General features: G+C 72.6%; 8 protein-coding genes and 1 pseudogene. 6 read left to right on the forward strand and 3 right to left on the reverse strand.

What is annotated here, in order from left to right; genetic code table 11:
* Positions 1 to 69: 69 nt before the first annotated feature.
* Together ACWDD7_RS06240 and lanKC are read left to right on the forward strand one after the other, a co-directional pair.
* Positions 70 to 3,069: a helix-turn-helix transcriptional regulator gene (locus ACWDD7_RS06240; RefSeq protein WP_450456528.1), complete on the forward strand. Its 3,000-nt coding sequence runs from the start codon at positions 70 to 72 to the stop codon at positions 3,067 to 3,069.
* A gap of 66 nt (positions 3,070 to 3,135) precedes the next feature.
* Positions 3,136 to 5,724, forward strand: coding sequence for a class III lanthionine synthetase LanKC (gene lanKC, locus ACWDD7_RS06245; RefSeq protein ID WP_450456529.1), 2,589 nt, complete (start codon positions 3,136 to 3,138; stop codon positions 5,722 to 5,724).
* A 97-nt stretch (positions 5,725 to 5,821) separates the two neighbouring features.
* Here lanKC and ACWDD7_RS06250 read toward each other — a convergent pair whose 3' ends face one another.
* Entirely contained in the window at positions 5,822 to 6,298 is a 477-nt protein-coding gene (locus ACWDD7_RS06250) for a response regulator transcription factor (RefSeq protein WP_450456530.1), read from the reverse strand.
* Between ACWDD7_RS06250 and ACWDD7_RS06255 the strand changes: the two genes are divergently transcribed.
* The 4 genes from ACWDD7_RS06255 to ACWDD7_RS06270 are packed head-to-tail and all read left to right on the forward strand — an operon-like array spanning position 6,281 to position 9,208.
* Entirely contained in the window at positions 6,281 to 7,000 is a 720-nt protein-coding gene (locus tag ACWDD7_RS06255) for a response regulator transcription factor (RefSeq protein WP_450456531.1), read from the forward strand. The two genes, ACWDD7_RS06250 and ACWDD7_RS06255, sit on opposite strands and share 18 nt — an antisense overlap.
* Positions 6,997 to 8,499 carry a sensor histidine kinase gene (locus ACWDD7_RS06260; RefSeq protein WP_450456532.1) on the forward strand — a complete coding sequence of 501 codons (1,503 nt, stop codon included), beginning with the start codon at positions 6,997 to 6,999 and terminating at the stop codon, positions 8,497 to 8,499. Before ACWDD7_RS06255 ends, ACWDD7_RS06260 begins: the two co-directional genes overlap by 4 nt.
* A gap of 56 nt (positions 8,500 to 8,555) precedes the next feature.
* Positions 8,556 to 8,954, forward strand: coding sequence for a hypothetical protein (locus ACWDD7_RS06265; protein WP_450456533.1), 399 nt, complete (start codon positions 8,556 to 8,558; stop codon positions 8,952 to 8,954).
* The gene (locus ACWDD7_RS06270) at positions 8,951 to 9,208 is read left to right on the forward strand and encodes a hypothetical protein (RefSeq protein WP_351863955.1); all 258 of its coding nucleotides are present in this window, start codon (positions 8,951 to 8,953) and stop codon (positions 9,206 to 9,208) included. Before ACWDD7_RS06265 ends, ACWDD7_RS06270 begins: the two co-directional genes overlap by 4 nt.
* Positions 9,209 to 9,942: 734 nt before the next feature.
* Here ACWDD7_RS06270 and ACWDD7_RS06275 read toward each other — a convergent pair.
* Positions 9,943 to 11,757: a BTAD domain-containing putative transcriptional regulator gene (locus tag ACWDD7_RS06275; protein ID WP_450456534.1), complete on the reverse strand. Its 1,815-nt coding sequence runs from the start codon at positions 11,755 to 11,757 to the stop codon at positions 9,943 to 9,945.
* Between the two features lie 498 nt (positions 11,758 to 12,255).
* Positions 12,256 to 12,388, reverse strand: a pseudogene (locus tag ACWDD7_RS06280) (tyrosine-type recombinase/integrase); the annotation flags it as partial.
* Position 12,389: the final 1 nt, after the last annotated feature.

Raw genomic sequence — 12,389 nt, forward strand, 5'->3', positions numbered from 1 at the left:
GTTCTGCCCGGAGGGACGTCGGCTTCGCACAGCGAACCGCACGCCCGGGAGCCAGAGCTGAGGAGACCCATGATCGAGCAGAACCGGCCGCAGGACGGAACAGCGGGCATGTGGCGAGCTGCTCGGGGAACGCACGCCTGGCCACTCGCCGGCCGGGAGCAGGAGATGGCCGTCCTGCGGTCTGCTGTCAGCACCTGCCGGGACGGCGTGTCCACCGTCATCGAGATCACCGGGGATCCGGGGCTCGGCAAGACCAGGCTGCTGTCCGAACTGGCCGACCTGGCCGAGGTGGAAGGACTCACGGTACTGTCCGGCCGGGCCTCGGAGTTCGAACCGCAACGCTCCTTCGGGGTGTTCGTGGACCCCATTCGCCGGTGCTTCGGCCGGCGGGCCGCGGCAGAACACCGTCCGCTTGACGAGGACATGACGGAGTTGCTGGGCCTGGTGGTTCCCGGCGGTGCCGGTTGTGATCCTGGGCGGTACCGGTACCCCGAGGTGGAGCGCTACCGGCTGTACCATGCCGTCGGCCGGCTTCTGGCGGACGTCGGGGGGGAGCGCGGGGTACTGCTCTGTCTCGATGACCTGCACTGGGCGGACGAGGGATCCCTGGAGCTGCTGCACCACCTTCTTCGCCAGCCGCCCCGGACGCCACTGATCCTTGCCTGCGGACACCGGCCCCGACAGGCGGCGGCGAAACTGCTGGCCTCCTTCCAGCACACCCCTGCTGACTACCGCATCGAACGACTCCCGCTGTCACCGCTGGACCAGCAGGAGTGCCGCAGTCTCCTCGGCTCCGTACCCACGCCACGCCGACGTGACCGGCTGTGCCAGGCCAGCGGGGGCAATCCGCTCTACCTGGAGGTTCTGACCGAGCTCACCACCGACGGTGCCGATGCGACCGAGGAGCTCACCGGCCTGCCGCACACGCTGCGGGCAGCCCTGGCCCGCGAGGTCGCTCTGCTGACCGGGGAGGAACTCGCCACGCTGCGCGCCGCCGCAGTGCTGGGCGACCCCTTCGACCCCCTGTTGCTCGGTCCGGTCGCCGGCCTGGCCACCGGTCCGGCCCTGGAGGCGCTCGATGTCCTCGTCGGGATGGACCTCATCCGGTCCGGCACGTCGACCGGCGCCGAGCAGCACGAACCACGCCAACTGCTTCATTTCCGGCACCCGTTGCTCCGTGAAGTCGTGTCCCGCGACACACCGCCGGGCTGGTGGCTCGCCGCGAACGCACGAGCCGACGAGGCGCTGAGCAGGAGTGGAGCGAGCCCGGTGGAACGCGCACCCTACCTAGCGCGTTCGGCGCAGACGGGCGACCTCGAAGCCGTCCGCGTCCTCGCCGAGGCCGCGGCCCGAGCCATCCCCTCGACGCCCGCGACCGCGGCCGCCTGGCTGCGCGCGGCGCTGCGGCTGTCCGGCGCGGACGACTCCGAGGAGTCGGTCCGGCGCCGGATCGGGATGCTGCTCGGTCTGGCGAACGCCTGCATGATGACCGGGGACCTCACCGCCTGCCGCGACGCCCTCGCGCAGGCTCTGGACCTCGTGCCGCCGGACCGGCGTCATCAGCGCGTACCGATCGTGGAACTCCGGTCGGTGATCGAGCGGATTCTCGGCAGCGCCAAGGCGGCGAAGCTCGCGCTCCAGGACGAACTGGTCCGCTGGCCGGAGACCGACGCGCAGGCGAATCCGCTCCGGCTGCAACTCGCCACCGTGGGCATGGCACAAGGGGACTTCGCCGTGGCGGCCGGCCACCTCGATGCCCTCCTGGCTCGCACTCCCGCGCCCGTCGACCGCAAGACCCTGACCGCGGTGGCGGCCTGCCGTGCCCTGGGCGCCGCATACAGCGGGCGGACCGGGACACTGCTGATGTACGCCTCCGAAGCCGCCGCCTTCATCGACGCCATGGAAGACGGGGAACTGGCCGCCTTTCTCGACGAGGTCGGCCAGCTGGGCTGGGCCGAGGTCCTTGCCGAACGCCACCACGCCGCCATCCGGCACATGACACGCGCCACTCGGTGCGCCCGGCTCACGGGGCAGAGCTACATGATGCCGTACCTGCTGCTCGGCCAGTCCTACGCGGAGCAGGCGACGGGAGACCTCTCGGGCGCGATGGCCTCGGCGGCGAGCGCCGAGGAGATGGCCCACCTGCTTGACCGGCCGGATCTCATCGGCTGCGCCCTGACGTTGAGCGCCAGCGCCACCGCGCTGCTGGACGGCCCGGCAGCCGCCGCCGCCGACGCCGCCGAGCGGGCCTTGCGCTCGGCCGGACGCCGCGGACGGCTGTGGGAGCTGTCCGCGGCGGTACTCGCGTCCGTCCGCCTCGACCAGGGGCGGCCCGACGACTGCATCCAGCTGCTGCGGACCATCACCAGTGCCAACCGATCGACGACGACCCAGGCGCTCCGGGCCATGTGGTACTCCACCGCGGCTCAGGCCGAGATGGCCCTCGGCGACACGGCGGCTGCCCGCGACTGGGCGGCACACGCTGCCGAGGCCGCGCAGGCCGTGGGGCTCCCCGGACAGTCCGGCTACGCCGCGCTCGCCATGGCCTGCGTCCGGCACGACGACCCTCGCGCCGCCACGGAACTCTTCTCGGCCGCGGCCGAGTCCTTCGCCGCAGGCGGCCTGGTCCTGGCGGAGAGCCGCGTCCGGCTCCTGCTCGGCCGGGCCCTGGCGGCCACCGACAGGCTGGACGACGCCATCGACTCCGTCGGATGCGCCAAGCGGATCGCCGACGCCCACGGGGCGGGACATCTGAGCAGGCTCGCCGTCAACGCCCAACGTCAGATCGGCGCCCGTCGGCCCCGGCAGGGCGGGCACTCCACACCGTACGGCGCACTGTCCGAACAAGAGCGGCGCATCTGCCAGTTGGTGGCCCGGGGCCTCTCCAACCGCGACATCGCCTCGAACCTGTTCGTGTCGGTCAAGACCGTCGAGGCCCACCTCACCCGCATCTTCCGCAAACTCCAGGTGAGTTCGCGTGCCGCCGTGGTCGGCGCCCTCAGCAGCGCACATACCGACATCGGACCGTCGGCCAACCGGATCCTGACCTCCCCTCGGCATGCTCCCTGACAACCGCCGCAAGCACGAGGCGTCCGGACGGGCCGCCTGCCGGCCGGGCAATGTGAGGAGGATCCCTTGTTCGACGTCCTCGGTGAGGTCTTCGCCGACAAGGAGTACTACGCACCGCTCGCGGCGATCGACGATCCCGGCCCGCGCTTCGCCCCCGGACGCGTACCGGCCGGCTGGCGTGGCACAGCGCACGACATCTGGACGGTCTGGCGCAATCCGCAGGTCCGGCCGCCCGAGCGGGGCTGGAAGATCCATGTGTCGGCACGGCTGGACCGTGCCCAGCACGTCCTCGACGTGGTGTCGGACACCTGCTTCGCCGAGAACACACCGTTCAAGCACGCGAGCGCCCGGTTCTTCTTCCTGTTCCTCCACCACAAGCACGGCGCCAGATCGCAGTCGGGGAAGTTCTGCACCGTCTACCCCCCGGACAGCGCCACCGCGCGGCGGCTCCTCGACCTCCTCTCGCAGGCCCTGGAAGGGGAGGAGGGCGCCTACGTCCTCTCCGACCGCCGCTACCGGGACTCCCGGACCGTCCACTACCGATTCGGCGCGTTCGGCGGCCGGAGCCGGCTGCTGCCCGACGGGACCCGGGAGCCTCTCGTCCGCGACGGCTTCGGGCGCGATGTCGTGGACGTCCGCCTGCCCGCCTTCGTCCTCCCCGACGGGATCGTCGACCCCTTCGTCACCGAGGAGCAGGCGGAGCACGAGGGCCCGATCCTCATCCGCCACTACGAGATCGTCAAGGTGCTGCAACCGAGCAATGCCGGAGGGGCGTACCAGGCACGGGACACCCGCACCGGACGCCTCGTCTTCGTGAAGGAGGCGCGCGCCCACAACGGCTACACCTGGGACGGCACCAGCGCGCGGGAGCGGCTGCGCCACGAACACGAGGTGCTCGCCGCCGTCCACGAGGCGATCCCCGGAGTGGGCCCTGAGCCGCTGGACCACTTCACCGAGTGGGAGCACGACTTCCTCGTCATGGAGCACGTCGAGGGACTGCCGCTGCCCCAGTGGATGGGACGCGCCGCCCCCCTCCTCAAGGCCGACGGGTCGGCCCGGGACTTCGCCGGGTACTACGCCGGCTGCCGGCGCATTCTCCGGTCCCTGGACACGGCCCTCGAGCGATTGCACCGCCTGGGGTACCGGTTCGGGGACATCAACCCCGGGAACGTCATCGTCACCCCCGCGGGAGACGCCAGGTTCGTCGACTTCGAAGCCGTGTCGGCGACGAGCGGCCCTCCCACCGCGATGGGGACCCCGGGATTCACGGCGCCTTCCGACCTGACCGGCGACGGCACCGACCCGTTCGTGGGCGACCGGTACGGCATGGCGGCGACGGCCCTCACCCTGCTGGCGCCCCTGTACGCCGTTCCCGAACCCGTGTCCGCCAACCTCGCGCTGCTGCGGCGCGATCTGACGGCCGCGGCCCCGGTACCCGACGACCTGTGGGCGCGGGCCACCGCCTTCCAGCGGTCGCCCGAGCGGGAAGCCGCCGTTCTGCCCACCCCCGCGGAACTCGACGCCGACCCCCTGGCGTGCCTCGGCCGGGTCGCCGAGCAGATAGCGGCGGGGCTGCTCGACATGGCCGACAGCGCCAGGACGGACTGGGTCTTCCCGCCGCCGCCCATGGCGTTCCGGACGAACACCGTGTGCGTGGCGTACGGGACCGCGGGCGTAGTGCACGCCTTGCACCGGGCGGGGGCACCGGTCCCGGATGCCGTCGAGAAGCGGTTGCGCCGCGATGCCCAGGCGTTGCGCGAGGAACTGCCGCCCGGTCTGGCGGTCGGCTCGGCGGGAATCGCCCGGGTCCTCGCCGCGCTCGGCCACCTCGACGAGGCGATCGACTTCGCGCGCACCGCCGACAGCCATCCCCTCACCGCGTCGTCGACCACGCTGGCCGACGGGCGGGCCGGGGTCGGCCTGGCCTGGCTCGCCCTGCACCAGCGAACGGGCGACGTCCGTCACCTCGAACGGGCCGCCGCCGCGGGCGACGCGATCCTGCGCACCGCCGACCCGGGATCCACGCTCGGCGCCCACGACGCTCGCGGGCTGTTCCACGGACGCGCCGGACTGGCGCACTTCCTCCACTACCTGGCTCGTGACACGGGCGACGAACGCTACCGGGAAGCGGGCCGCCGGCTGCTGCACGAGGAACTGGACCGTGCCGTCCCGCTGCCCGACGGCTCGCTGTCCTTCTCCGAGAACGCCCTGAGCGGACGCGTCATGCCGTTTCTCGCCGAGGGTTCGGCCGGCGTGGGCACAGTCCTGGTCCGCTACGCGGCCACCTCACCCGACGAACGGTGCACGGCGGCACTTCCCCTGGTCGTCGCGGACACCCGCAAGGTCTACGCGAGGGAACCCGGCCTGTACGGCGGACTCGCCGGCATGGTCTGCCTCCTCGCGGACCACGCGGATCTCACCGACGACGCACGGGACCGCCAGGACGCCGTCCGGGTCGCCACGGGACTGGTCAAGTACGCCGTCCCGCACGGCCGAGGCATCCGCTACCGCGGCGGGAACTCGCTCCGGTTCAGCGCCGATGTCTCCAGTGGCAGTGCCGGGGTCCTGCTGGCGCTCCAGCGCGTCGTCCACGCTCAGGGCGACGAGTTGTTCACCCTGGACCGCCACGGGTCCGCGATCGAAGGAAGGAGGTGATCAAACATGGCGCAGATCCTCGCCCTCCAGAAGCTCCGGATCGAGACGGATTTGCTGTTCCCCTGCTTCAGCGTGTCCGTCAGCGGGTGGAGCAACGTCACGACGTGAGTGCCCCGTCTCGTGCGGTGCCCCGGCAGCCGACTGCCGGGGCACCCCCGGGAGCCGTTCCGCCGCGGACCGCGAGACGTGCCACTTGCGTCCGGTCCGTCACGCGCAACTTGGCGAATACCGCCCGCAGATGATTCTTCACCGTGCTTTCCGAGATGCTCAGATTCCGCGCGACGGCCCGGTTCGTCATGCCCTGGGCCACCAATTCCAGTATCTGCCGCTCCCGGCCGGTGAGCGGTCGGCTCGGCCGCTCCTCCGCCGGAAAGCGTGGCGATCCAGGCCACGTCATCCTGTGCTCTTCTCTGTCGGGGCGTCGAGGATCTGGTGCTGCCCGGTGCCCGGCGCCGGCCGCCGGTTCCGCCGAGGCACGGTAAGGACGGATCTTGTGGAAATTCTGTGATGCCATGGTGGCTCCCGGGCGCGGTCCGACGCACGTACGATCACAGCCGTGAGGACCGGCGTACATGCGGGGGAGCGGGTGCTGGTCGCCGACGACGACCCGGCGATACGGCGTTCGCTGGAGCGCGGGCTGCGGCTGGAAGGCTTCTCGGTGGTCCTGGCCGACGACGGCCCCGCCGCGCTGGCCGTCCTGCGGGACGAAGCGCCGGACGTGGTGGTGCTGGACGTCTCGATGCCCGGCCTCAGCGGGACCGCGGTGTGCCGGACGCTGAGGGAGAGCGGCAGCGACGTACCGGTGCTGATGCTCTCGGCGCTGGACCAGGTGGCCGACCGGGTGGCCGGCCTCCAGGCGGGCGCCGACGACTACCTGATCAAGCCGTTCGCCCTGCAGGAACTGGTGCTGCGGTTGCGGGCGCTGCTGCGCCGCAGGCCCCCCGCGCCGACGGACCGGGTGCGTGCCGGGGATCTGGTGATCGACCCGGGGACGCGCGGAGCACTGCTGGACGGCACGCCGCTGGCCCTCACCCGGCGGGAGTTCGACCTGCTGGAGGTGCTGGCCCGCAACGCCGGTCTGGTGCTCACCCGCGACCAACTGCTGGACCGCGTGTGGGGGTACGACTTCGACGTGCGCACCGACGCCGTGGACACGTTCATCAGTTACCTGCGGCGCAAGCTGGAGGCCGGCGGGCGGCCCCGGATCCTGCACACCGTCCGCGGGATCGGCTTCGTCCTGCGCGACGACCGGGCGCCGGGCGGGGGCGGGCGTTGAGGCTGTCCACCCGGATCGCGCTGGTGGTCGCCGCGGTCGTACCACTGCTCGTACTGGCGGGCGGCGCCCTGCTGCTGCGGCTCGTCGCGGACGATCTGCACGCCCAGCAGGACGCCCACCTGCGTGACCGTGCGGCCGCGGTGGGACCGTCGGCCACGGCGCTGCTGCGCACGATGACGAGGGACCGCGCGGCGGCCGAACAGGCCCGGCAGCGGATGCTGTTCACCTCCGCCCTGGACGTCGGCATCCGGCTCACCGGCCCCCACGGCACGGTGTCGGGCGGCCCCCAGCCCGGTGCCTCGGTGAGGCTGCCCGCCGCCGGGACGAAGCCCATCCTGGTGACGGTGTGGGCCGGCGGTGTCCGCTGGCGGGTGCTGGCGACGCCCCTGACCGGTTCCGGGCACGGGGCCACGGGCACGTTGTGGCTCATGTCGCCGGGCACCGCCACCCAGACCCAACTCCGTTTTGTACGGCGACGCGTGATCGCCGCCGCCCTGCTCACCGCCCCGCTGGCCGGCGCCCTCGCCTGGGCGGCCGCCGCCCGCGCGGCCCGCCCGCTGCGGCTGCTCCAGCGGCGCGCCGGCGGCCTGGACCCCCGGACCAGCGCGGTGCGTCTCGACCACACCCCGACCGGGGTCGCCGAGGTCGACGACCTGGCCCGCACGCTCCAGACCGTGCTCGCCCGCTACGACGAGCAGGCCGCCCGTACCACGGAGGCACTGGCCACGGCCCGGTCGTTCGCCGCGACCGCTTCCCATGAGCTGCGCAATCCGCTGATGAGCGTGGGCACCAACCTCGACATCCTCACCGGACACCCACACCTTCCCCAGGCCGAACGGGCCGAGGTCCTGGACGATCTGCGCCGGGAACACGGCCGGGTGCTCGGCCTGCTGGTCATGCTCCGGGCACTCGCCGAGGGCGACCTGGTCGAGGCGGAGGCGTTCGGCCCCGTCGACCTGGCCGACGTGGTGCACCAGGGCGCCTGTGACCTGCGGCGCCGGCACCCCGGGGCGGACGTGGAGGTGCGCGCGGACTCCGGCCTGGTGGTGCGGGGCTGGGAACAGGGACTGCGCTCGGTCGTCGACAACCTCCTGACCAACGCCCTGGTGCACGGTCACGAAGCGGGCCGCCCGGCCCAGGTGGAGGTCTCCGTGCACGGCGCCCGGGACGAGCACGGCCCGGTCGCCGTACTCACCGTCGGCGACCGGGGGCCCGGCATTCCGCCGGCCGCGCGGGCGGCCGTCTTCGAACGCTTCCACCGCCGCCCCGACAGCCCCGGCTCCGGGCTGGGACTGACCCTGGTCGCCCAGCAGACCGCCCTGCACGGCGGCCGGATCACCGTCCAGGACCGACCCGACGGGCCGGGCACCCGGTTCGAAGTTCGCCTCCCCCTCACCGACGCCGGGGACACGGCGGTCGCCACCCTGCCCCAGCTGCGGCGCGACTGGCTCACAGCGGACTTCGGCCGGTCACAAACTTTCCACAAAGAGCGCTCCTAGCTTCTTGCCGCAGCGGCGATCCGCCGTGCCGAACGGAACCAGGGAGAGAGAAGCTCATGCTGAGCAGGAAGACCACCGTGGTGGCGCTCGCCACCATCACCGCGCTGCTCGGGGCAGTCGGGCCGGCCGCTGCTGGCGGGGCGAGCACCACGTCCAGCGCGAGCACCGACTCCACCGGAGACGCGGCGCGCGCCCTGTGCGTGCGGGCCACGCGGGTCGCCAATCGCATCGACCGAGACCTGACGCGTCTCAACGGCCCGGTGACCCAGCGAGGGTCCATCGCACGCCTCCAGAAGCGCGTCGACAACGCAGAGGCCGCCGGACACGACAAGGCCGGACTCGACGACCGGCTCACCTACCGCAAGTCCCTCGTGCCCCTCCTCCAGCAGCGGAGCCAGACCCTCACCCAGGTCACGGACTGGTGCACCGCCCACAACCACGGAGCCACCACGTGACCTCGCCGCGCCCACACCGCGCCCTGACGGCCATGGCGCTGCTCTGCATCGCCCTGACCACTGCTTGCGGCCCCCACCGAGCCATCGGGGGAAGCGGCAGCCGGCCGCCGGGCACTCCCGTCGTCTCCGCCCCTGCCGACGCGACGGTCCCACCGTCCCCGTCCGCCACCGATCTCTCGCATCTGACCCGCATCGTGGACGACGCCGAGAGCGCGGCCGCGGCTGTGGACTCCGACGCCGCGGGCGACAAATGAGCCGCGGGGCTCCTGCCGTCCAGCGGTGAGGAGCCCCACGAGCGCCCCACGGACCCCCATCGTGCTGGTCGGCAGCCAGATCCTTCTCCTGGCGGCACTGCCGCTCGGACCGGGCCAGCTCGGGAAATCGACACTCGCTGCTTCCCCCTGACGGGCCTGCTGGTTCCTACCCGGCGAGACCCCCCCGAACGGGAGGCGTACCGCTGCTGGAGCACATCCTGCCCGACCGGCCGTGCGGGGCGATGGTGCTCATCCCGTTGAGAATCCCGTGGAGAGGCGTATCCGTTCGCCGACAAGGTCTTCGAGATCGTGCTCCACCTGCGTCCCGCATGCCACCGGGAACGAGACGCCGGACGCTGCGTCGGCGGTCGGTCTGGACGTGGCGCCGACCTGACGGCGCGGGCTGCACGCCGTGCTGGACGAAGCCGCCGTGGTGATCCTGGACGGAGGCGGCCTGCCATTCGGACCCGCAGGCAGAGGCCCGCGTGGAGGCCGCTTTCACCGCCCGGCCGGGCATCCTCGTGGTGATCGCCCACCGGCTGGCCTCCGCGCGCGCCCAACATCGTGCCTGCTCGACGGCGACCGGGACCTGGCGGGTGGCGAGAGCGACCTGGAGCGCCGACGACAGGCGCGACCCGTTCCGGGTCCTCACCCCCTTCCTGACGGCCACCCCACACCACCTGGGCGGGCGGACGAAGAGGTTGCCGGGGTTCATGAGGGGCGCCGTCCCTCTCTCATGAACCGGCCGCGGAGGCTGCCTCGCGGGCGTACAGGTGGAGGAGGTGAGGCAGGGAGTAGGCCGTCGCGTGGGCGGTGACCTCGCTCCTGGGCGAGACGACCGCACCCGCCTCGATCATCAGCTCCAGCCCCCGTCGTGCCTCGGTCTGCCCCCACCCCAGGGCGGCCGCGGCTTCCTCCACCGTGAAGGTTCCCGACAGCGGCAGCGTGGCCAGCCTCTGAAGGGCGGCTCGGTGCGCCTCATCCAACTGTCCCCATTGGTCAGCCATATGGGACCTGACGTCGATGTCGCCCACGACGAGTTCGTCGAGCACGGCAGAGGTATCGGACAGCCGGTCCGCGTACTCGGCCAGCGGCAGGTGCCGCAGGACGGCGAGCTTGAGGCCCGCGGCGCGCACCGCCAGCGGCAGCGACCCGCAGGCCGTGACGATGCGTTCGGCCGCAGGCCGGTCGCAGGACATGCGGCCGGCGCCGATGAGGCGGCCCAGCAGATCCAGTGCCTCGGCGGTGGTCAGCAGGGGTACCTGGATGCGGTGAGCCGGGGCGAGCCCGGCGAGTTGGGTACGGGCCGTGACGACGACCGCGCTCCGTCCGGTGCCGGGCAGCAGCGGCCGGACGGCAGCTTCGTCGTCGGCGCCGTCCAGTACCACCAGCACCTTCCGGTCGGCCAGCCAGGCACGCCAGAGTGCGGTGGCTCTGCCGGAATCCCCGTGCGCCGCCTCGGTCGGCACATCTGTGTGCCCGAGCAGTTCGGCTGTCACCGATGCGAGGGGCCGGGGCACCCCGTCGTCACCGTGCAGTCTTACGAAGATCCGGCCACCGGGGAATTGGTTTTCCAGCCGGTGCGCCGCTCGCACGGTGAGGGCCGTCTTCCCCGCGCCGGCCGGTCCGACGACGACTCCGACGGCGCCACCGGCTTCGGTCACTTGGAGCAGCTCCGCCACTGTCTCCTCGCGACCGGTGAAGTCGGCCAGGTCAGGCGGGAGCTGGACTGGTGGTCTTCGGCGGACGGTTCGCGCGGCCCCGGGCGGCCCGGCCTTGTCGGCGAGGATCGAACGGTAGAGGGATTCCAGCACCGGGCTGGGAGACAAGCCCAGTTCCCGGGACAGGCTCTGACGTAGCTCGTCGTAAGCGGCCAGTGCCTCGGCGCGGCGGCCCGAGCGGTGCAGGGCCGTCATCTGCGCGGCACGCAGACGTTCCCGCAGCGGATACTGCTCCACCAGGTCACCGGTGGTCTCGGTGACCTCGCGAGCGTGGCCGGCCTCCAGCGCGGCCTCGGCCCAGTCCTCGCACACGGTGAGGTGGCGGGCCGCCAGCCTCTCGGCCTCGGCCCGTAGGGGGCCCGAACAAGCCAGCTCGGGCAGTGGCACGCCCGCCCACAGCATCCGCGCGTCGCGCAGCAGCCGGGCGGCGCGTTCGGCGTCGCCGTCGGCGGCGGCCTCGCGCCCGGCGCGGGCCAGCGCCTGGAACCGCAGGACGTCCAGTTCGCCTTCGCCGAGTCGGAGCACATAGCCACCGGGCCGGTGCGCGAGCCGGTCCCCGGCACCGGCCTCCGCCAGTATCTTGCGCAGCGCCGAGACGTAGACCTGAAGGTTCTTCCGCGCCGTCCGCGGCGGCTCGCCGTCCCACACCGCCTCGGTCAACAGGTCCACGGAGACCAGCGCGTTGGCGCGGCACAACAGCATGGCGAGGACCAGCCTCTGCTTGAGGGGCCCCAACGACAACGCACGCCCCCGCGCCTCGGCGGCAAGCGGCCCCAGAACGGAGAACCGCAGTGCCTCCGGACGCGGATCGGGGGCCGAGTCACGCATGGCGACCCGCCGGCGCGTCGCCGTGCCGAGGACCGACCGTGGACAAGTGGCGCTTCCCGCCGGGCGCACCGAGTTCGCGGAGACAGCCGGGCGCACGGCGGGCGCCCGACACCGCGGCGGCGTCGAAGTCCGCGACGGTCACGGTGGAGTGGCTGGTCGAGGGAACGTGCACGTGCGCTCCTGCATCACGGGACGAACGGCGAACCGGCCACGGGGCTCGCCGCGCCGGCCCGACGCGTGGGGCCGAGGACGACTGTGCCGCGGACAGCGATCCCTAGCATTGGGGGAACCCCCACCTCTTGGCTCTCGTCGCCGGGTTTCGACACCTGCGCACCCCATCCGTCCGTATCTGCGACGGCTCCCTTCCCGCGGTCGATACCGCCCGGGGAGCCGGTATCGCGCGGCGATGGCACCCCCAACCCTGCTTGGCGGCCACGGGAGGGGCCCCGGCTGCCCGGGTGTTGGCAGCAGGGGCTCCGCTCACGCCCGCTACAGCCCTCCGGCCGCGAGGAGTTCGCCGCACCACCTGCGGACCCTGGCCGTCGTCACGTCGGCCAGCGCTCCCGGCCCCGAAGGTGCGCAAGATGTGCAGCCGGATCACCGACTCATTGCGCTCGCGCGTGTGGTCGGCC

This window comes from Streptomyces sp. NPDC001056, assembly GCF_053598955.1.